At 61.5% G+C, this 21,059-nt stretch carries 17 protein-coding genes; 10 read left to right on the plus strand and 7 right to left on the minus strand.

The window, feature by feature from the left end; all coding sequences use genetic code 11:
• Window positions 1-43: 43 nt before the first annotated feature.
• Both ACQKPZ_RS00400 and ACQKPZ_RS00405 read left to right on the plus strand, forming a co-directional pair.
• Complete coding sequence (locus tag ACQKPZ_RS00400; protein WP_427534929.1) at window positions 44-1,192, plus strand: pyridoxal phosphate-dependent aminotransferase; 1,149 nt, start codon at window positions 44-46, stop codon at window positions 1,190-1,192.
• Window positions 1,180-1,971, plus strand: coding sequence for an amidohydrolase (locus ACQKPZ_RS00405; RefSeq protein ID WP_427534930.1), 792 nt, complete (start codon window positions 1,180-1,182; stop codon window positions 1,969-1,971). The genes ACQKPZ_RS00400 and ACQKPZ_RS00405 overlap by 13 nt, the downstream gene beginning before the upstream one ends.
• Before the next feature lie 161 nt (window positions 1,972-2,132).
• Here ACQKPZ_RS00405 and ACQKPZ_RS00410 read toward each other — a convergent pair whose 3' ends face one another.
• Window positions 2,133-4,688: a PepSY domain-containing protein gene (locus ACQKPZ_RS00410; protein WP_427534932.1), complete on the minus strand. Its 2,556-nt coding sequence runs from the start codon at window positions 4,686-4,688 to the stop codon at window positions 2,133-2,135.
• 102 nt (window positions 4,689-4,790) lie between these two features.
• Window positions 4,791-7,031, minus strand: coding sequence for a TonB-dependent receptor (locus tag ACQKPZ_RS00415; RefSeq protein ID WP_427534933.1), 2,241 nt, complete (start codon window positions 7,029-7,031; stop codon window positions 4,791-4,793).
• Window positions 7,032-7,252: 221 nt separating this feature from the next.
• Between ACQKPZ_RS00415 and ACQKPZ_RS00420 the strand changes: the two genes are divergently transcribed.
• The 3 genes from ACQKPZ_RS00420 (at window position 7,253) to ACQKPZ_RS00430 (ending at window position 9,403) form a co-directional block, all read left to right on the plus strand.
• Entirely contained in the window at window positions 7,253-7,933 is a 681-nt protein-coding gene (locus ACQKPZ_RS00420) for a Fe2+-dependent dioxygenase (RefSeq protein WP_403199968.1), read from the plus strand.
• Between the two features lie 3 nt (window positions 7,934-7,936).
• Complete coding sequence (locus tag ACQKPZ_RS00425) at window positions 7,937-8,686, plus strand: tetratricopeptide repeat protein (RefSeq protein WP_427534935.1); 750 nt, start codon at window positions 7,937-7,939, stop codon at window positions 8,684-8,686.
• Between the two features lie 153 nt (window positions 8,687-8,839).
• The gene (locus ACQKPZ_RS00430; RefSeq protein WP_427534937.1) at window positions 8,840-9,403 is read left to right on the plus strand and encodes a hypothetical protein; all 564 of its coding nucleotides are present in this window, start codon (window positions 8,840-8,842) and stop codon (window positions 9,401-9,403) included.
• A gap of 27 nt (window positions 9,404-9,430) precedes the next feature.
• Here ACQKPZ_RS00430 and ACQKPZ_RS00435 read toward each other — a convergent pair whose 3' ends face one another.
• Window positions 9,431-10,594 (minus strand): type III PLP-dependent enzyme, encoded by a 1,164-nt coding sequence (locus ACQKPZ_RS00435; protein WP_016713187.1) that lies wholly within the window; start codon window positions 10,592-10,594, stop codon window positions 9,431-9,433.
• Between the two features lie 494 nt (window positions 10,595-11,088).
• Here ACQKPZ_RS00435 and ACQKPZ_RS00440 point away from each other — a divergent pair, with 494 nt between their 5' ends.
• From ACQKPZ_RS00440 to ACQKPZ_RS00450, 3 genes are all read left to right on the plus strand, one after another.
• Window positions 11,089-11,586, plus strand: coding sequence for an RNA polymerase sigma factor (locus ACQKPZ_RS00440; protein WP_427534938.1), 498 nt, complete (start codon window positions 11,089-11,091; stop codon window positions 11,584-11,586).
• Window positions 11,587-11,606: 20 nt separating this feature from the next.
• Window positions 11,607-12,569 (plus strand): FecR family protein, encoded by a 963-nt coding sequence (locus ACQKPZ_RS00445; RefSeq protein ID WP_391124483.1) that lies wholly within the window; start codon window positions 11,607-11,609, stop codon window positions 12,567-12,569.
• Between the two features lie 107 nt (window positions 12,570-12,676).
• Entirely contained in the window at window positions 12,677-15,106 is a 2,430-nt protein-coding gene (locus ACQKPZ_RS00450) for a TonB-dependent siderophore receptor (protein WP_427534940.1), read from the plus strand.
• A gap of 121 nt (window positions 15,107-15,227) precedes the next feature.
• Here ACQKPZ_RS00450 and ACQKPZ_RS00455 read toward each other — a convergent pair whose 3' ends face one another.
• From ACQKPZ_RS00455 to ACQKPZ_RS00470, 4 genes are read right to left on the minus strand one after another with little or no spacing between them, the layout of a single operon-like run.
• A complete protein-coding gene (locus ACQKPZ_RS00455; RefSeq protein ID WP_427534942.1) occupies window positions 15,228-16,385 on the minus strand; it encodes a betaine/proline/choline family ABC transporter ATP-binding protein in 1,158 nt (385 codons plus the stop codon).
• Window positions 16,382-17,035: an ABC transporter permease gene (locus ACQKPZ_RS00460; protein ID WP_274081956.1), complete on the minus strand. Its 654-nt coding sequence runs from the start codon at window positions 17,033-17,035 to the stop codon at window positions 16,382-16,384. The genes ACQKPZ_RS00455 and ACQKPZ_RS00460 overlap by 4 nt, the downstream gene beginning before the upstream one ends.
• Complete coding sequence (locus ACQKPZ_RS00465) at window positions 17,032-17,946, minus strand: glycine betaine ABC transporter substrate-binding protein (RefSeq protein WP_427534943.1); 915 nt, start codon at window positions 17,944-17,946, stop codon at window positions 17,032-17,034. The genes ACQKPZ_RS00460 and ACQKPZ_RS00465 overlap by 4 nt, the downstream gene beginning before the upstream one ends.
• Before the next feature lie 13 nt (window positions 17,947-17,959).
• Window positions 17,960-18,673: an ABC transporter permease gene (locus ACQKPZ_RS00470; RefSeq protein WP_043196954.1), complete on the minus strand. Its 714-nt coding sequence runs from the start codon at window positions 18,671-18,673 to the stop codon at window positions 17,960-17,962.
• Between the two features lie 396 nt (window positions 18,674-19,069).
• Here ACQKPZ_RS00470 and ACQKPZ_RS00475 point away from each other — a divergent pair, with 396 nt between their 5' ends.
• Both ACQKPZ_RS00475 and ACQKPZ_RS00480 read left to right on the plus strand, forming a co-directional pair.
• The gene (locus tag ACQKPZ_RS00475) at window positions 19,070-19,276 is read left to right on the plus strand and encodes a hypothetical protein (protein ID WP_427534944.1); all 207 of its coding nucleotides are present in this window, start codon (window positions 19,070-19,072) and stop codon (window positions 19,274-19,276) included.
• Window positions 19,277-19,440: 164 nt separating this feature from the next.
• A complete protein-coding gene (locus ACQKPZ_RS00480; protein ID WP_427534946.1) occupies window positions 19,441-21,024 on the plus strand; it encodes a peptide chain release factor 3 in 1,584 nt (527 codons plus the stop codon).
• Window positions 21,025-21,059: the final 35 nt, after the last annotated feature.

Consider the following 21,059-nt stretch of genomic DNA (forward strand, 5'->3'; position numbering starts at 1 on the left):
GGACTCCACCCCGTGCCGGATACACCCCAGGAAAGAGGGCTCCATGATCCGCAGCAAACTGCCGAATGTCGGCACGACCATCTTTACCACCATGTCCCAGCTCGCCGTGCAGACCGGCGCGCTCAACCTGTCCCAGGGTTTCCCTGACTTCAACGGCCCCCAGGCCCTGCTCGATGCAGTGGGCCGGCACGTGGCCGCCGGGCATAACCAGTATTCGCCGATGACCGGCCTGCCGGCCCTGCGCCAGCAGGTAGCGGCCAAGGTGGCGCGGCTGTATGGCGCACAGGTGGATGCCGACCAGGAAGTGACCATCACCCCCGGTGCAACCGAGGCAATCTTCTGTGCCATTCAGGCAGTGGTGCATGCCGGTGACGAGGTGATCGTCTTCGACCCTTGCTACGACAGCTATGAACCGTCGGTGGAGCTGGCCGGTGGTCGCTGCGTGCATGTGCAACTGAGCGACGGCGACTTCCGTATCGACTGGCAGAAGTTCAGCGATGCCCTGAGCCCGCGCACGCGCATGGTCATCCTCAACTCGCCGCACAACCCCAGCGGCGCGCTGATCACCGGCGAAGACCTTGACCAGTTGGCGAAGCTTGTTGCCGACCGCGATATCTACCTGGTCAGCGATGAAGTCTACGAGCATCTGGTTTACGACGGTGTGCGCCACGCCAGCGTGCTGGCCCATGAGCAGCTGTACCAACGCGCCTTCGTGGTCAGCTCGTTCGGCAAGACCTACCACGTGACCGGCTGGAAGACCGGCTACGTGATCGCACCCCCGGCGCTGAGCGCCGAGCTGCGCAAGGTGCACCAATACGTGAACTTCTGCGGCGTCACGCCGTTGCAGTGCGCGCTGGCCGACTTCATGGCCGAGCACCCCGAGCACATCGATGAGCTGCCGGCCTTCTACCAGGCCAAGCGCGACCTGTTCTGCGGTTTGCTCGAAGGCTCACGTTTCGACTTTACCCGTACGACGGGCACCTATTTCCAGTTGGTGGACTACTCGCAGATCCGCCCCGACCTGAACGATGTCGAGATGTCTCTGTGGCTCACCCGCGAGCACGGGGTGGCGACCATCCCGGTGTCGGTGTTCTACCAGCAACCCATCCCCGAGCAACGCCTGGTGCGCCTGTGCTTTGCCAAACGTGAGGAGACGCTGCGTCAGGCAGCGGAACGACTATGCGCGATCTGAGTACCTTGCCGAACCTGAAAGTCGCCCTGGTGCAAACCACCTTGGCCTGGCACGACCGCGAGGCCAACTACGCGCACTTCGAGGTGCTGCTGGAGCAGGTGGGTGAAGTGGACCTGGTGATCCTGCCGGAAATGTTCACTACCGGCTTTTCGATGCAGTCGGAAAGCCTGTGCGAGCCGGAGAACGGCCCGACCTACAAATGGTTGAAGGCCCAGGCGAAAAAGTGCAACGCGGTGATTACCGGAAGCGTGATCATCCAGGCTGCAGATGGCAGCCACCGTAACCGCCTGTTGTGGGCGCGCCCGGATGGCGAAATCCTGCACTACGACAAGCGCCACCTGTTCCGCATGGCCGGTGAGCACAAGCACTACACCCCCGGCGAGCGCCAGGTGCAGTTCGAGCTCAAGGGCTGGCGGATTCGCCCGCTGATCTGCTACGACCTGCGCTTCCCGGTGTGGAGCCGCGATGCCCAGGATACAGACCTGCTGCTGTACACCGCCAACTGGCCGGCAGCGCGGCGCCAGCACTGGAACCGGCTGTTGCCGGCGCGGGGGATCGAGAACCTGTGCTATGTGGCGGCGGTGAACCGGGTGGGTACGGATGGCAAAGGCTTTGCCTATTCGGGGGACAGCCAGGTGCTGGACTTCCAGGGCGAGAGCCTGCTCAGTGCCGGGGAGGCGGACGGGGTGTTCACTGCGGTGTTGAGTGCGGCGGAGCTGGCGGCCTACCGGGCCAAGTTCCCGGCCAACCTGGATGCCGATAGCTTCGAACTGCACTGATACGAAATCGCAGGTTTATTGGGCCCCTGTAGGAGCGGCCTTGTGTCGCGAAAGGGCCGCGAAGCGGCCCCTGGACTCAGGCAGCGGTGCATGAATTGCTGGGGCCGCTTCGCGGCCCTTTCGCGACACAAGGCCGCTCCTACAAAAAGCGGTGAAGCAAACTAGTACACATCCCGCCGATACCGCCCATCCTCGATCAGCTGCTGCACAGCGGCTTCACCCAGCATGCCATTGAGCGCTGCATCCACCCCGGCTGCCATCCCTTGCAGGCTGCCACACACATACACACAGGCACCATCCGCCACCCAGCGCTTGAACTCATCAGCCTGTTGCAGCAACACATCCTGCACATACACCTTCTCGGCCTGATCCCGCGAGAACGCAAGGTCCAGGCGTGCCAGATCACCGCTGTCCAGCCAGCCTTGCAGCTCATCGCCACACAGCAGGTCATGCGCCCGGTTGCGCTCGCCAAACAGCAGCCAGTTACGCTGCTCGCCGGCATTGACCCGTGCGCGGATCAGGCTGCGCAGGCCGGCCAGGCCCGTGCCGTTACCGATCAGGATCATCGGTGCAGCCGTCTCCGGCAGGTGGAACCCGCTGTTACGCCGCAGGCGCAGGCTCAGCGTGCCGTTCAGCGGCAGGTATTCGGTCAGCCAGCCCGAACCCAGGCCGAGGTTGCCATCAGCGTGGCGTTCCTGGCGAACGATCAGCTCCAGTACGCCATCGCTGGCAATGGAAGCGATCGAGTATTCGCGGCCGCCGATCGGTGCCAGCGCATCTACCAGCGCCTGCGGCTGCAAGCCGATCAGGTGATCACGACGGCCTGGCAATTGGCGACCTGCGAGGGCCTGGGCGAGGGTTTCGCCAAGGCCATTGACCTGCACCTTGGCCCCGGCGTCCAGTGCCATGCCGTTCAGGAACGCGTCAACGCGTGGCTGCCCATTGAGTGGCAGGATCTCCACCAGGTCGCCAGCCTCCCAGCTGGCAGGCTCTTGCGGTTGCAAGCCCAGCAGGTACACCGGCTGACCCTGGCTGCCCGGGTTCAACAGCTCGCGGCGCACCAGCGACCAGTTGCCAAAGCTTGGCGGCTGCCAAGCGGCCACCGGTTGGGCACCGGTCAATTGCGCCAGTTCCTGCTGCCACTGCTGCAGCGCGGCCTGGTCGGCATTGTCCACTTCTACCGGGCTGAATGCGCTGCTGGCACCGCGCTCACCCAGCCACGCCTGCAAGCGGCGGGCGAAGCCGCAGAAGTGCGGGTACTGGCGGTCGCCGAGGGCGAGCAGGGCGTAGCTGAGGTTGTTCAGCGCCCACGGCTGGCCGAGCACCTTGCGCTCGAAGGCGCGGGCGCTGTCGGGTGCTTCGCCGTCGCCAAACGTACTGACCACGAACAACGCACGGCGGGCCTGGCGCAGGTCGTCTTCACGCAGTTCGGCCAGTGCCCGTACCTGCACCGGCAGGCCGGCGGCCTGCAACTGGCCGGCACTTTGCCAAGCCAGCTGTTCGGCAAAGCCGCTTTGGCTGGCGAAGCCGATCAGCCAGCTGTCGCCGCTGCCGTTGCTGCTGGCGACGTTGCCACGGGCCGCACGCACCTGGCGCTTCTTGCGGCGGCGGTCAAGGTAGAGCAGCCAGCCGGTGACGAAGAACAGCGGCATGGTCAGGCTGGCGATGGTGACGATGATGCGCCCTGGCAGGCCGAAGTATTCGCCGACGTGCAGGGCGTAGACGCTCTGCAGCAGCTGGGCCTTGAAGGATTTGTCGGTGTAGCGGTCGTGCTTTTTCACCTGGCCGGTGGCCGGGTCCAGCATCAGGGTGTTGAAGGCGCGTGGGTGGTCGGCGTTGTCCAGCAGGTAGAACAGGTTGGCCGGCTGGCCGCCAACCGGTGGCAGGCGCAGGTTGTAGGCGGCAAGGCCTGGCCCTGCGGCTTGCTTGAGGTTGGCCCAGATGGCGTCATAGTCGACCACCAGCGGCGGGGCGTTCTTGTCGACCTTCTGCGGTCCGTGGCGGCCACCGCCTTCGCCGCGTTTTTGTTGCTGGCCGGCGGCCGGCGCGTCGGCCAGCAGTTTGTTCAGGCCTTCGCGGTACCACTCATAGGACCAGAACAGCCCGGTCAGGGCGAACAGAAGATAGAACAGCAGGCACCAGGTACCCGCAACGGCGTGCAGGTCCCAGTTGAATGCGCGGCCTTTCTTGGCCCAGTCGAACGTCAGCCAGGTGCGCCAGTCCAGCGCCTTGCGCGGCCAGCGCAGGTACAGGCCGGAGAGGCAGAAGAACACCAGCATCAGGGTGCAGGCACCGGTTATCTGCCGGCCGGTGTCGCCCATGGCCAGGAAGCGGTGCAGGGTAAGCATGAGGTTGAAGAAGTCTTGCCCGGCTACTTCGCCTTTGAGTTCACCGGTGTACGGGTCGGCATAACGCAGCGTGCCACGGCGCTCGCCGGGTGCCGGCATGAAGAAGATGCGTGCGGCGTTGCCTTCACGCACGTCCACCCACAGCATCGACACCTTGTCGTGTTGCTGGGCCTCGACGCGCTGGACCAGCTCGGCGGGCGCCAGCACGCCTTCGGCGCGCACTTCTACCTTGAGCACATCGGCATTGAACGCGCGCAGCAGTTCTTCCTGGAACGAGTACAGCGCCCCGGTAATGCCCATCAAGGCCAGCACCAGGCCAGCGGTGATGCCAAAGAACCAGTGCAATTGGAACAGCGTCTTCTTCACCACATCTCTCACCTTGTGTTGCGGCCGCTACCTGTGCGGCGTGCATTATGCCTTGATACGCAAAAGCCCCGCTCATGGGAATGAACGGGGCTCGGGCTGACTTCCTTAGAAGTGGAAGTTGGCACTCATAAGTGCAGTTCTGCCAGGCGCTACGTGGGCGTAATGCGGTGCGAATACCTGATCGAAATAACGCTTGTCGGTCAGGTTCTGCACATTCAGCTGCAGATCGACATTTTTTGTCAGGCGATAAGTAGCCATGGCGTCATAGCGCCAGTAGGAAGGCACTTCAACAGAGTTGGCTTCGTCACCGAACCGCGAATCAACAAAAGTGGCACCGGCACCCACGGTCAATTGCGGAATGATGTCGTAGGTCGACCAGAAGGTGAAGTTGTTACGCGGCGTGCTAGGCATGTGATTGCCTTCGTTCGCAGCAGTAGAGGTTTTCACGATCTCGCTTTCCATGTAGGTGTAGCCGCCGTAGACCTTCCACTTGTTGGTAAGGTTGCCGGCGTAAGTCAGCTCCACACCTTGCACACGTTGTTCGCCATCGAGTACCTGATAGGTGGCATTGTCAGGGTCGGTAACACGAGCATTGGTCTTGTCGGTGCGGAACAGAGCGGCTGTCAGCGACAAGTTATCGTCGAAGAAATCCCACTTGGTGCCGATTTCGTAGTTGCGGTTACGTTCCGGGTCAAGGTTGCTGTTGTTGACTGCCAGTTCCAGGCCACCGTTACCGCCGGTTTCCCCCGACGGGTTGCTGGACGTCGACCATGCAGCGTAGATGCTGCCGTTAGGCAGTGGTTTGTAGACCACGCCAACCTGATAGTTCCACAGGTGCGCATTGTTTTCGCGAGAGAAGTCCCCTGCAACGGAGCCACGGCCACCCGTGCTGTATCCGCTTGATTTAGTTTGGTAATCGTCGTACCGCAGGCCCAGGTTGAGCGACCATTGATCGTTGAAGGTCAGCGTGTCGAAAACATAGGCAGCGCTAGTCTTGGTATCGGTGTCGGTGAAGGCCTGGCTGTCGGTGATGGTGCCGGACCAGCCGTCATCCGGCGATGGGTCGTAAAGGCTGGTGCAGTCGCCTGAAGCCAACAAGGCCGGGTTGCAAACGGTGCCTGTGCCAGCGGCGGAGGTAATGACATAGCCACGGTTGTGGGTGTCGCTATAGGTGAACTCCAGTCCTGTGACCAGACTGTGTTCGATAAAGCCGGTATTGAACTTGGCACTCAGGTCGGTCTGGTTCACCCAGCCTTTGGACGTCGAGTTACGGTTCTTGGTCGCGCGGTAGACCGTGCCGTTGGCCACGTTACCTTTGCTGTCGTCCGGGTTTGTCACGATGTAGTCGAGTGTTGAACGTGACATGCGGAAGCTGTTGGACAGGGTCAGGTTATCGTTCAGGTCATGTTCGATACGGATCGTGCCACTGTCGTTGCTGGTCTTGCGATAGTCGCGACCGTTCAAACCGTAGAAGTTATCGCGGTCAACATGGGCAGGGCCATCTACGTCGTATTTGCTGCGCGTCGCGCTGCGATTCAGCGGGATGCCGTAGTCAGGCATGTCGTCGGTTTTCAGGTGGTAGTAACCCACTGTGACCCGCGTATCGGTGCCCAATCCAAATGCGAACGACGGTGCTACACCCCAGCGGCTAACATCCACGTCGTCACGACCAGCAACATTGGCCTCGTGCTTCATCAGGTTCAAGCGGAAGGCCGAGGTGTCGGTCAACTGTTTGTTCAGATCAAGGGTAGTGCGTTTGGTCTGGTCCGAACCCCAAGTGAATCCACCGTTGTAGCTGTCGCCAAGTTTTGCGCTCTTGGTTACCAGGTTGAGGCTACCGCCCGTCGACCCCGCACCGGTAAACGCGGAGCCCGGGCCCTTGGCGACTTCGATGGATTCAACGTTAAAGATTTCACGGCTTTGCGAAGCGACGTCGCGCATTCCATCGACGAACACGTCACTCTCGGCGTTGAAGCCGCGGATGATGGGGCGGTCACCTGCGGGATTACCGCCTTCGCCTGCGCCAAACGTGATGCCTGGGGTTGTACGCAGCGCATCTACCAAGGAGGTCGCGCCGGTGTCTCGAATGACTTGCTGTGGGATCACCGTAACGCTCTTCGGTGTTTCACGCAGTGGCGCAGTGTATTTCTTCGAGCTAGCGGTGTCCGCCTTGTAGCTGGTGACATCCTGCGCCGCGTTGACGCTGGTTGCGTCAAGAGAAATCGCAGAGTCAGCCTGTTCAGTTGCAAACGCAAACTGAGCACTCGATGCAGCAGAGATGGCGACACCGATGGCAGACACGATCAGGCGTGGTGAGCTCACTGCAGATGGTACGGACTGGCGCATTGCTAAGGACCTTCCCCAAGGTGATGAGGCGGCGGATCTTAATGTAAGCAATTGTAAGTAACAATTGAGACTCGTTACCATTCGCAAAGAATTTACAATCTTTACAATTTGCCTTTACAGTTTTTTCACGCTGAAACGTCTAAAGCGGCGAACGGGGCTTGTGAAGCGTAAAAGGGAATCAATATCATTGGCCCTTTACAATTCCTGACGGTGCCGCTCCCATGCTGCTTCACATCCCCGGCCTGTTCGATGCCGATGAACTGGCCCGTATCCGCGAGGCGCTGGAGCAGGCTGACTGGGCCGATGGCAAAGTGACTGCCGGTTACCAGTCGGCCAAGGCCAAACACAACCTGCAGTTGCCGGAAGGGCACCCGTTGGCCAAGGAAATCGGCACAGCGCTGATCGACCGCCTGTGGAAAACCCCGCGCTTCATGTCGGCCGCCCTGCCGCACAAGGTGTTCCCGCCGCTTATCAACTGCTACCGCGAAGGCGGCAACTTCGGTTTCCACATCGACAACGCCCTGCGCCAGCCCAAGGGGAGCCCGGAGCGCGTGCGTACCGACCTGTCTTCCACGCTGTTTCTCAGCGACCCGGACAGCTACGACGGCGGCGAACTGGTGATTCAGGACACCTATGGCGTGCAGCAGATCAAGCTGGCCGCCGGTGACCTGGTGCTGTACCCCGGCACCAGCCTGCACAAGGTCAACCCGGTAACGCGTGGCCAGCGCTATGCCGCGTTCTTCTGGACCCAAAGCCTGGTGCGCGAGGACAGCCAGCGTGCGCTGCTGTTCGAGATGGATAACGCCATTCAGCAACTGACCGCCGATGTGCCCGACCACCCGTCGTTGCTGCAACTGACCGGCACCTACCACAACCTGCTGCGCCGCTGGGCCGAGGTCTGAACCGTGTCTTACCTGTTGCGACGTGAGGAAGTGGTGGATGTGGCCGGCTTGCAGGCCATGCTTGAAGAAAGCCCCGGCAAGGCCGCCCAGGCAATCCTGGCCGCGGCGGGGCAGGGCGCGGTCGAGGCGCAGTTGTTGCTCGGGCAGATCCTGCTGGATGGGCGCGGTATCCAGGAAGATGCCACCGTGGCCCGGCGTTGGTTCGGCATTGCCGCACAAGGTGGCAGTGCCATGGCGCACAACATGCTCGGGCGTTGCCTGGAGCATGGCTGGGGCGGTGAGGTGAGCCTGGCGCAGGCCGCTGTGCACTATGCCCGCGCAGCGGATGCCGGCCTGGACTGGGGCCTGTACAACCTGGGGAACCTGCTGGCCACCGGTCGCGGGGTGCCGGCCAACCAGGCGCAGGCACTGATGTGTTACGAGAAGGCTGCTCAAATGGGGCATGCCAAGTCGATGAACCTGTATGGGCGCTACCTGGAACAGGGCATTGCCACGGCACCCAGCCCGGCGCGGGCGGTACGCTGGTATCGGCGCTCGGCTGAGGCGGGGGATTTTCGCGGCATGTTCAGCCTGGCACTGGTGCTGTTCGAGCGTGGGCAGGTGGCGGAGGCTGCGCCTTGGCTGGAGCGGGCGCGAGTTGAGGGCAACATGAACTTCCTGCGCGCTGCCTTGGTGACCTTGCAAGGTGCGGGGCCGTTGTTCATGGCCTTTGCCGGTCGGTATGCCGAGGAAATCGAGCGCCGCGAAGCCTGAGGCTGGCTGCATTGGCCCTGCCGGCAAGCCAGCTTATGTCGAGGGGGCCAGTAGAGGGCCACGGGGAAGGAGTTGTAACTGCGATCATGGTTGCGCCACATTTACTTTCCGCCTGTCGGCAACAGCAGCCGTCGAGAGCGTGAGGAAACGTTTATGAAAAACCTGATCAAAGACGAAGCACAGGTGCGCTTGTGGTTGATTCGAGCGGACCACATTTACCCGATCTGTATCAACGACAGTGGGTTCATGCAGGTTGTCGAAGACGATGTAGCGGGTGAGATTTTCACCCTCATTGCCTGGGAGCACCCTGCAATCGGCGGGGATGTTGCGTATGAGATACACACCGAGTCGGGTAAGCAGATAACCGGTGCGGGTGGCAATGCCCTGCAAGAGGCAAGCGAACTGCTGCCATGGCCAGTACCTGCGTTCCGTATCGTCAACCAGAACGTCAGCTTCGAGCATCCGCGGTTGTACGGCATCCAGTTGCAAACGCTGGATTCGCGTTTTGTCTCGGCTAACGACCGAGTAGGCACCACTTCCAGGGTGAAAAGGAGTGCCAGCTCATGGTCTGACTTTTTCTCCATTTCGCCCTACAAGACAGTTACCCGATACCACTCCGAGCCTGGGCTGCAACTCCGTATGCTGGAAACCGAAGAAGCGCAGCCCGGTGATTTCCTGCTGGAGTGGATCGACACATCGGCTGTTGGCGAGCAATGAAAAAAGGGGCTTTCGCCCCTTTTTCAGTTACAGGTAGTAGGCCTTCAGCGGCGGGAAGCCGTTGAACTCCACTGCGCTGTAGCTGGTGGTATAGGCACCGGTGGACAGCCAGTACAGACGGTCACCGATAGCCAGGTTCAGCGGCAGGCCATACTTGTAGTTCTCGTACATGATGTCTGCGCTGTCGCAGGTCGGGCCTGCAATGACCACTTCTTCGGCTTCGCCTTTCTTCTCGGTCCAGATCGGGAATTTGATGGCTTCGTCCATGGTTTCGATCAGGCCGGAGAACTTGCCCACGTCGGTGTAGATCCAGCGCTCGACGGCAGTACGCGACTTGCGCGCAACCAGCACCACTTCGCTGACCAGGATACCGGCGTTGGCGATCAGCGAACGGCCTGGCTCCAGGATGATTTCCGGCAGCTCGTCACCGAAGTCTTCCTTCAGGAAGCGGATGATCTCTTCGGCGTAGGTTTCCAGGCTGTTGGTACGGGTGATGTAGTTGGCCGGGAAGCCGCCACCCATGTTGATCAGCTTCAGCTCGATGCCGTCTTCTTCCTTCAGGCGCTCGAAGATCACCTTGACCTTGGCGATGGCGGCGTCCCACACGCTGATGTCGCGCTGCTGCGAACCCACGTGGAAGGAGATGCCGTAAGGCACCAGGCCCAGGTCGCGGGCAAGGATCAGCAGGTCCATGGCCATGTCGGTCTGGCAACCGAATTTACGGGACAGTGGCCAGTCGGCTGTGGTGGAGCCTTCGGTCAGGATACGCACATACACTTTCGAGCCCGGTGCGGCCTTGGCGATGTTGCGCAGGTCGGCTTCCGAGTCGGTGGCGTACAGGCGCACGCCTTTCTCGTAGAAGTAGCGGATGTCCTTGGACTTCTTGATGGTGTTGCCGTAGCTGATGCGGTCGGCGCTGACGCCACGGCCCAGCACTTTGTCCAGTTCGTAGATCGAGGCGATGTCGAAGCTCGAACCTTTCTCTTTGAGCAGGTCGATGATTTCGACGGCCGGGTTGGCCTTGACCGCGTAGTAGACCTTGGCGAATTCGAAACCGGCGCGCAGGTCGTCATAGGCCTGGCTGATCATCTGGGTATCGATGAGTACGAACGGGGTTTCCTGCTTGTCGGCGAACGCCTTCATTTTCTGGAAGGTGTCACGCGCGAAATAGTCTTCGACCTGGATCGACATGCTCAGGGACTCCATGGGCAAACTGAAAATTTAAGTGGCTGCAAACTGAACGTCCTCCGTATCCCCACTTTGGTTCGCCTACTCAGTACTTGAGCCGGATGGATCGTTTCCAGCATGGACGTTCGGCGCGCACTTTAGGGCGTGAAGAATGCAGAATCAACAGGTAATCCGGGCGTGATCGACGTGGATCGACGACCAGCCATTTGAATAACCGACCCATGTGACCGGCTGATGTTCCCCACGATGTTTCAAGCGTAAAAAATTGTGGAATAGATCGCGTTGGCCCCTTCGCGGGTAAACCCGCTCCCATAGGCTTTTCGCTATCCGTGTGGGAGCGGGTTTACCCGCGAAGAGGCCATAGGTGTTCATATTTATGGCCACAATTTCCTGGTACCCCCGTACAGGAAATTACGCATAAATTTTTTGTTACCGACTGGCGGATTTGCTGGTTTTGATGAGAAACATTACTATTCGCACCCTTATCCGCCTCCCTGATGACCCAGACCGTGTCCGGACACAAAGGCTTCCTCGACCATTACCATGAGCTGATCGGTACCTGGACGCGCAAACTGCGCAGTCGTCAGCAGGCCGAAGACCTCACCCACGATGCCTTCGTCCGGGTATTGGAAAACCCGCGTGAGCAGGTCGAGCAGCCGCGCGCCTACCTGCACCAGACCGCACGCAACATTGCCGTGGATGGCTTCCGCCGCGAGGACCGCCGCCAGTCCCTGGCGCTGGACGCTTTCGACGAGGGCGGTAGCGGCAGCGGCGACCCGGAGGCCTATGTGCATGCCCTTGAGTTGGCCGACAGCGTCGAGCGGGTGCTGGCCGAGTTGCCGCTCAACTGCCGGCAGGTGTTCATCTGGCAGAAGCTCGAAGGCCTGACCCAGGCCGAGATCGCCGAGCGCATGGGGTTGAGCAAGAACATGGTCGAAAAGTATATGATCCGCACGCTCCGGCATTTGCGTGAGCACCTGGATGTGTCGGCATGAAGAGTCAGGAGACCTTTTCGATGAAACAGCACGGTACCGATACCGTCCGCGAGCAGGCGGCCGCATGGTTTGCCCGCGTGCAGGATGCGCCTCGGGATGCCGGGCTGCAGAAACAGCTGCGCGCCTGGTTGGCGAGCGACGAGCGCCACCGGGAAGAGTACGAACACCTCAGCCGCGTGTGGCAGGCCGCCACCCTCATTCCACGCCAGCGCCTTGAAGCACTGTGCCAGCCAGATCCGGTGCAGCAGTTGCCTCGTCGGCGTTTTGTGCGTCAGGCGCTGGCCGCCAGTGTGGCGCTGCTGGCGTTGGGCCTGGGATGGGGCGGTTGGCACTACCAGCAACTGAACCACCAGGGCAGCTTGCAAACGGCCTTCAATGAGCGTCGCCAGGTCGAATTGCCAGATGGCTCGCACCTGGAGCTCAATGGCAGCACACAGTTGCAGGTCGATTTCAGTGCTGGCCAGCGGCATATCCGCCTGAGTGCCGGTGAGGTGATGTTCAGCGTCGCCCACGACAGTGACAGGCCGTTCGTGGTCGACACGGCCCAAGGCCGCGTGACAGTGACCGGCACCCGCTTTGACGTTCGCCTTGACCCGGCCAGCACCCGGGTAGCCGTGGAGCAAGGCTCGGTGCGTGTGCAGGGCAAAGGGGCGTCGCTTGCGCAGCTTACGGCCGGGCAGGGGTCGCATATAGATGTACAAGGTGTGGTGAGCGCACCTTACGCCGTTAATGCTGGCGCCGTGACCGCCTGGCGTCAGGGCAAGCTGGTGTTCGACAACGCCACCTTGGCCGAGGTGGTCGCCGAGGCCTCACGCTACCGCAGCCAACCGTTGCGGGTCAGCCCTGGCAAAGTCGCCCAGATGCGCCTTTCCAGCACCTTCAGCACCGACGACACCGACGCGCTGCTACGGGCATTGCCGAGCATCCTGCCGGTGGCCATCAAAGCCCATGAAGACGGCTCCCGCGAAATAATTGCGAAATAGATTCAGGTTTTTTTTCGCTCGTTCGTCTTCCTCGCCAGCTGCAACTGCCAAGCATTTCCATTTGCACGCGGTTGGCGTTTATTCCGCATTCAGGAAGTTTCGACGACGTGAACAACAACAAGTCTTTCCCACGCTTTCGCGCTTTGGCGCTGGCCCTGGCGGTCAGTGCCGTGGCCGTCAACAGCCAGGCTGCACAGGCCGGCGATAGCATCCAGATTCAGGCTCAACCGCTGGGTTCGGCGCTGAGCCAGCTTGGCCAGCAGACCAACCTGCAACTGTTCTTCAGCCCGGAGTTGGTGGCTGGCAAGCAGGCCCCGGCGGTGTCTGGCAACCTGGCGCCGGTGCAGGCCCTGCAACAGTTGCTGCAAGGCAGCGGGCTGACCTTCGAGATGTCACAGGACACCGTCGTGGTAAAGCCGCTGCCGACTACCCTGGACCTGGGCAGTGGCAGCCTGGAGTTGGCGCCTACCGACATCAAGGTGGTCGGTGACTGGTTGGGCGATGCCCAGCAGAGCGTGGTGCAGAACCACCCTGGCGCACGCACCGTGGTGCGCCGCGAGGCGATGGTGGAGAAGGGCGCGATGAACGTGCGCGATGTACTGCGCGGTATCCCGGGTGTGCAGGTGCAGGACTCCAACGGCACCGGCGGCAGTGACCTGTCGTTGAACGTGGGCGTGCGCGGCCTGACCTCGCGCCTGTCGCCACGCTCTACCGTATTGATCGACGGCATCCCGGCCGCCTTCGCGCCGTATGGCCAGCCACAGTTGTCGATGGCGCCGATTTCCTCGGGCAACCTCGACAGCATCGACGTGGTGCGTGGTGCCGGCTCGGTGCGCTATGGCCCGCAGAACGTGGGTGGGGTGATCAACTTCGTTACCCGGGCGATTCCTGAAAAGGCCTCGGCGGAGCTTTCCACCACTTTGGAAACCTCCCAGCACGGCGGCTGGAAGCACACCGAGTCGGCTTTCGTCGGCGGCACGGCGGACAACGGCATGGGCGTGGCGCTGCTGTACACCGGGGTGAACGGCAACGGTTATCGTGAGAGCAACAACGGCAACGACATCGACGACGTCATCCTCAAGACACATTGGGCACCCACCGACGTCGACGAGTTCTGGCTCAACTTCCACTACTACGATGGCCGCGCCGACATGCCAGGTGGCCTGACCCAGGCGCAGTACGACAGCAACCCATATCAGTCTGTGCGCGACTACGACTACTTCGCCGGCCGGCGCAAGGACGTTTCGTTCAAGTGGCAGCGCCAGCTGGACGATGCCACCCAGTTCGAAGTGCTCACTTACTACACCGACAGCTTCCGCGGCAGTGCCATTGCCGCGCGCGACATGAAGACCCTGTCGTCGTACCCGCGCAACTACCACACCTTCGCCATCGAGCCACGGCTGTCACGCATCTTCTTTGCCGGCCCCACTACTCAGGAAGTCAGCGTGGGTTACCGCTACCTGAAGGAAGCGATGCGCGAGCAATCGACCCGCCTGGCGCTGATCGACAACGTGCCCACCGTGACCCCGACCTCCGACGGCCACGTGTTCCAGGACCGTAGCGGCGGCACCGAGGCCAGCGCCTACTACATTGACGACAAGATCGACGTGGGCAACTGGACCATTACCCCGGGTATCCGCTTCGAGCACATCAACACCGACTGGCGCGATCGCCCGGTGCTGGATGCCAACAACCGCCCGGTAGCGGAGAAAAAGCGCAGCATCACCAGCAACGAGCCGCTGCCGGCGCTGAGTGTGATGTACCACATCTCCGACGCGTGGAAGGTGTTCGCCAACTACGAAACCTCGTTTGGCAGCCTGCAGTACTTCCAGCTGGGGCAGGGCGGCACGGGCAACAGCACGGCCAATGGCCTGGAGCCGGAAAAGGCCAAGACCTACGAAATCGGTACGCGCTATGACGACGGTGGCTTTGCCGGTGAGCTGACCGCGTTCTACATCGACTTCGACGATGAACTGCAGTACATCAGCAACGATGTGGGCTGGACCAACCTCGGGGCGACCAAGCACCAAGGTATCGAGGCTTCGGTGCGCTATGACCTGGCCGAGCTGGACCCGCGCCTGGATGGCTTGTCGGTGAGCGGTGGCTACACCTTTACCCGTGCAACCTATGAAGGTGAGATCCCGGGCTTCAAGGGCCGTGACCTGCCGTTCTACTCACGTCAGGTGGCCACTGCCGGCGTGCGTTACGCAGTCAACCGCTGGACCTGGAACCTGGATGCCTACGCCCAGTCCAAGCAGCGCGCACCGGGTACCGGGATCAATGCCGATGGCAGTTTCAATGGTGACTACATCACCGAGCCGAGTGCGGATGGGCAGTATGGTGATATTCCGGGCTACGTGACCTGGCATGCCCGTGGTGGGTATGAGTTCGGGCCAGAGATGTCCAACCTGAAGTTGGCTGCAGGGGTGAAGAACCTGTTCGACAAACAGTATTTCACCCGCTCCAGCGACAACAATGCCGGCATTTATGTGGGTGAGCCGCGGACCTTCTATGTGCAGGCCAGTGTAGGGTTCTGACATTCGTGTCGCGTCCTTCGCGGGCTTGCCCGCTCCCACAGGTACAACGCAGGCCTGGAAGCTTGTGGTTTCCCTGTGGGAGCGGGCGAGCCCGCGAAGGGGCGCAAAGCGCCCCCAGCTATTAAGAGGCCACCGCCTCGGCCGGCGAAACAATGCTGGTCTTGGCCCCACGCGAGCGTCCCGAACTCAGGTACGCGGCAATCGATTCCTGCGTTACTTCGCCAAGGAACACCTGCTCGGCATCCAGCACAGGCAACCACGCCCGGTTGAACTCGTACATGCGCGACAGCAGGATGCGCAAATGCTCATCATGCGACGCCGTGGCATTGAACGGGCGCAGGAAGTCACCGCACGTACCTTGCTGGCGATGCATGTCACGCCGGCGCACATAACCCAGCGCCTTGTTCTGTGCATCGGTTACCACCACGTAGCGGCGGTCGTGCTCATCCAGTAGCTCCAGTGCATCGCTCACCGGCGTTTCCGGGCTCACCGACGGGGCGTTGTCTGCCGCATCCTCGGCCCGTACCAGCAGCAGGCGCTTGAGCGTGCTGTCCTGGCCAACGAAGTTGCTCACAAAGTCGTCCGCCGGGTGCGCCAGCAAGGTGTCCGGGTGGTCCAGCTGCAACAGCTTGCCGGCACGGAAGATGGCAATCTTGTCGCCCAGCTTGATCGCCTCGTCGATGTCGTGGCTGACCATGATCACGGTTTTGTTCAACGCCCGCTGCATCTCGAAGAACTCGTTCTGGATCATTTCGCGGTTGATCGGGTCCACCGCGCCGAACGGCTCGTCCATCAGCAGCACCGGCGCTTCTGCAGCCAGCGCGCGGATCACGCCGATACGCTGCTGCTGGCCACCGGACAGCTCACGCGGGTAGCGCTGCAAGTACTGCTTGGGCTCCAGCTTGATCATGTGCATGAGCTCGCGAGCACGCTCGTGGCATTTCTGTTTGTCCCAGCCGAGCAGGCGCGGGACCACGGTGATGTTTTCTTCGATGGTCATGTTGGGGAACAGGCCGATCTGCTGGATCACGTAGCCGATGTGGCGGCGCAGGGTCACTTCGTCCAGCCCGGTGGTGTCTTCACCGTTGATGAAAACCTGCCCCGAGGTAGGCGTGATCAGGCGGTTGATCATTTTCAGCGTGGTGCTCTTGCCGCAGCCCGAAGGGCCGAGGAACACGCAAATCTCGCCTTCATTCACGGTGAGGCTTACCGAGTCGACGGCTTTGACGTCCTTGCCATTGACGTTGAAGGTTTTGCTGAGGTTCTTCAGTTCGATCATGGGCGCAGTCCTTCTGGAGTCAGGGCACGTTGCAGGGTTTGCAGCAGCAGGTCGGCAATGATGGCCAGCAGGCTGACCAGTACGGCGCCAACCAGCAGCATCGACATGTCGCTGCGGCTGATGGAGGTGAGGATAAGTACGCCCAGGCCGCCGGCGCCGATGGTGGCGGCGATGGTCATGACACCGATGTTCATGACCACGGCCGTGCGTACGCCGGCAAGGATCACCGGCACGGCGATGGGCAGCTCGACCATGCGCAGGCGCTGGCCGAACGTCATGCCGATGCCGCGAGCGGCCTCACGGATACCGGGCTCGACATTGGTCAGGGCCAGGTAGGTGTTGCGCATGATCGGCAGCAGCGAGTACAGGAACACCGCGGTAATGGCCGGTAGCGGGCCAAGCCCTTGGCCGAACTTGGAGTAGAACGGCAGCAACAGGCCGAACAGGGCAATCGACGGGATGGTCAGCAGCACCGTGGCGCTGGCCTGCAATGGGCCGGCGAGTGCCGGAAAGCGGGTCATGAGAATGCCAAGCGGTACCCCGACGAGGATCGCCAGGCCTACCGCGATGCCCACCAGCATGATGTGTTGCCAGGTCAGTTGCAGCACCTGGGCCCAGTCCAGGTGGCTGAAGGTATCGATCAGGTTCATGGCTGGCCCTCGCTGTTCAGTGGGTGCTCGCGCAAAAACGCGGCGGCGACGGCGGCCGGGTTCTGGTGCTCGACGTCGACCTTGGCGTTGAGCTGGCGCATGGTTTCGTCGTCCAGTTGCTCGGCCAGCGGCTTGAGCAGGCCGGCCAGTTGCGGGTTGGCGTCGAGCACGGCCTTGCGTACCACCGGGGCGGCGGTGTAGTCAGGGAAGTAGTGCTTGTCGTCTTTCAGCAGCTTGAGGTCGAAGGCGTTCAGGCGGCCATCGGTGGTGTACACCAGGCCGGCGAACACCTGGTTGTTGCGCATGGCGGTGTACACCAGGCCGCCGTCCATCTGGCGGATGTTGCGACGGTCCAGCGGCAGCTCGTACATCTCGCGCAGGCCGACCAGGCCGTCGGGGCGGTTGGCGAACTCGGTGTCCAGCGCCACCAGGTGGGTGCGCTGGCTTTCGTCACGCAGCACCTGGTTGAGGTCGCTGATGGTGTTGATTTGCGGGTAGGCCTCGGCTACCTGCTTGGGCAGCCCCAGCGCATAGGTGTTGCTGAACTTCGACGGGGTCAGCCAGATCAGGTCTTTCTTCGCATCCAGTGCCTTCACCCGGGCGAACGTGGCTTCGGCACTGGGCATGCGCTCGTCGATATGGTTGTACGACACAAGCGACACGCCGGTGTATTCCCACATCAGGTCGAGCTGGCCGGTTTCCTGGGCCTGGCGCGCGATGTTGCTGCCAAGCCCGGTGGTGACGCGCACGTCGAAGCCGTTGGCACGCAGGTATTGCGCGGTGATTTCGGCGAGCACGGTCTGTTCGGTGAATACCCGCGCGCCGATGCGCACCAGCGGTTTTTCAGCTGCCTGGGCAAATCCTGCGAACAGCAGGGCCGCGCCCAGCAGCAAGGCGATTCTCTTTTTCATACGTTCCCTATCCTTATTGGGCCAGGCCACGTTCCAGCCAGCGTTTGCTGGAGAAACTCACCGCCGCATCCAGCACCAATGCCAGCAGTGCGGTGCACGCGGCACCCAGCAGCAGCTGTGGCTGGTTGTTCAGGGCGATGCCGGGGAAGATCAGGCTGCCCAGGCTGTTGGCGCCGATCAGGAACGCCAGCGGCGCAGTGCCCACGTTCAACGCCAGGGCCACACGCACACCGCCGACGATGATCGGCACGGCGTTGGGCAACTCCACCTGCCACAGTTGCTGGCGCGGGGTCATGCCGATGCCGGTGGCGGCTTCCTTGAGCGAGGCAGGGACGTTTTTCAGGCCCTCGTAGGTGTTACGCACGATGGGCAGGAGGGAGGCGAGGAACAGTGCGAAGATCGCAGGCCCGGCGCCGATGCCCAGGATACTGAGCGCGATGGCCAGAACGGCCAGGGGAGGGATGGTGTTGCCAACGTTGAAGAACTGCATGAAGCGCTCGGCTTTGTCGACCCGGTGCGGTCGACTGAGCGCAATGCCGGCCGGGATGCCCACGGCCAACGCCGCCGCCATCGAAGCCAGCACCAATACCAGGTGCGCTTGCAGGTAGAACCCAAGATCGTCGCGATACCGCGCGATTGTGTCGATGCCGATCCAGTGGATCAGCAGGGCCAGGATGACGAGCACGGTGGCGCATCCCAACAGCCCTTTACCGTAGCGTTTAGCCACAGGCGGACTCCTTGTGTTGTCGGCGAGCACACTTCTTTTTTGCCGGCCAGTCCTGGCGGCGGTTGGTGTGTTCGCGAGTAGCAGCGAGATGCAAGCCGAAGGCTGCGATCAGGCCATGAGCCGAACCCCGTCGGGCCCGAAAATGCTGATGAAACCAGTCCCCAACCTAAGCGGGTTGCAGGGGAGTGGACGTCTCCGTGGGCGTAAAGGTTCCCATCTGGGGCGGCATTTGGCCAGCGTTAATCACTGGCGGCATAGAAATTTCGCGCGAAAAATAAGCGCTTTTCCTACATCAAGGCGTTGAATTACCTGCTATCGCGACGTCTGTCGCAAGTTCAGGATTTGGATGGAAATTTTTCATGTTGGGAGGCGGGTATGGGTAATCAGGAGAGTCAAATGGATGAAGCGATTCTTGGTGAGCTTCGAAGGCAACTGGGCATTGAGGGTGATGCAATAGAAGAGGGAGAGCTGGACGATATGCCCATATCGAAGTTGCGCCGGCACCTTGAGGTACTGGGGGCGAATCTTGAATTGATAGTGCACCTTCCTGGGGACGTGAAGATCACATTGCAGGACTTGGATGAATTGAATGTTGGCATGTAAGTGTGGAGCGGTCGATTTTCATGGGTATTGAGATCGAGCGCCGCGCGGGCGGCGCTCGATCGCGAATGCAATGAAGGACCAGCGGCAAGCGCCAGGATTTTGGTCCCGGCCCAACTTCAGGTATGATATCGCCCCTTTTAAATCCCCCAGTCAGGCGATTTCCCATGACCAACCAGGCCGCCGAAGTCGCGAAGCGCCGCACTTTCGCAATCATTTCCCACCCCGACGCCGGTAAGACCACCATCACCGAGAAGCTGCTGCTGATGGGCAAGGCCATTGCCGTCGCCGGTACCGTGAAGTCGCGCAAGTCCGACCGCCACGCCACCTCCGACTGGATGGAAATGGAGAAGCAGCGCGGCATCTCCATCACCACCTCGGTGATGCAGTTCCCGTACCGCGAGCACATGATCAACCTGCTCGACACCCCGGGCCACGAAGACTTCTCGGAAGACACCTACCGCACCCTGACCGCGGTGGACTCGGCGCTGATGGTGCTGGACGGCGGTAAAGGTGTAGAGCCGCGTACCATCGCCCTGATGGACGTGTGCCGCCTGCGTGACACACCAATCGTCAGCTTCATCAACAAACTCGACCGTGACATCCGCGACCCGATCGAACTGCTGGACGAGATCGAAGCCGTCCTGAAGATCAAGGCCGCGCCGATCACCTGGCCGATTGGTTGCTATCGCGACTTCAAAGGCGTGTACCACCTCACCGGCGACTACATCGTGGTGTACACCCCGGGCCATGGCCATGAGCGTACCGAAGCCAAGATCATCCAGAAGCTGGACTCGGACGAAGCCCGTGCCCACCTGGGCGACCAGTACGATTCGTTCGTCGAGCAGCTGGAGCTGGTGCAGGGCGCCTGCCACGAGTTCAACCAGGAAGAGTTCATCAACGGTCAGCTGACCCCGGTGTTCTTCGGTACTGCACTGGGCAACTTCGGTGTCGACCACGTGCTCGACGCGGTCGTCGACTGGGCACCGCGCCCGCTGGGCCGCGTGGCCCACGAGCGCACCGTCGAGCCTGTTGAAGAGAAATTCACCGGCTTCGTGTTCAAGATCCAGGCGAACATGGACCCGAAACACCGCGACCGCATCGCCTTCATGCGTATCTGCTCGGGCAAGTACGAGAAGGGCATGAAGATGCGCCACGTGCGCCTGAACAAGGACCTGCGCATCGGCGATGCGCTGACCTTCTTCTCCTCCGAGCGTGAGCAGCTGGAAGAGGCCTTTGCCGGCGACATCATCGGCCTGCACAACCACGGCACCATCCAGATCGGCGACACCTTCACCGAAGGCGAGGCGCTGGGCTTCACCGGTATCCCGCACTTCGCCCCGGAACTGTTCCGCCGCGTGCGACTGAAAGACCCGCTGAAATCCAAGCAGCTGCGTCAGGGCTTGCAGCAGCTGGCCGAAGAGGGTGCCACCCAGGTGTTCTTCCCCGAGCGCAGCAACGACATCATCCTGGGTGCAGTCGGTGTGCTGCAGTTCGACGTGGTCGCCAGCCGCCTGAAGGAAGAGTACAAGGTCGAGTGCGCCTACGAGCCAATCACCGTGTGGTCGGCGCGCTGGATCAGCTGCGACGACAAGAAGAAGCTTGAGGAATTCCAGAACAAGGCGATGGAAAACCTGGCCATCGACGGTGGCGGGCACCTGACCTACCTGGCGCCGACCCGGGTCAACCTGGCACTGATGGAAGAGCGCTGGCCGGACATCAAGTTCCGCGCTACCCGCGAGCACCATTAATCAGTGAAATTGGGGCCGCTGTGCGGCCCTTTCGC

This window comes from Pseudomonas sp. NPDC089547 (assembly GCF_050280665.1).
Lineage (GTDB): Bacteria > Pseudomonadota > Gammaproteobacteria > Pseudomonadales > Pseudomonadaceae > Aquipseudomonas.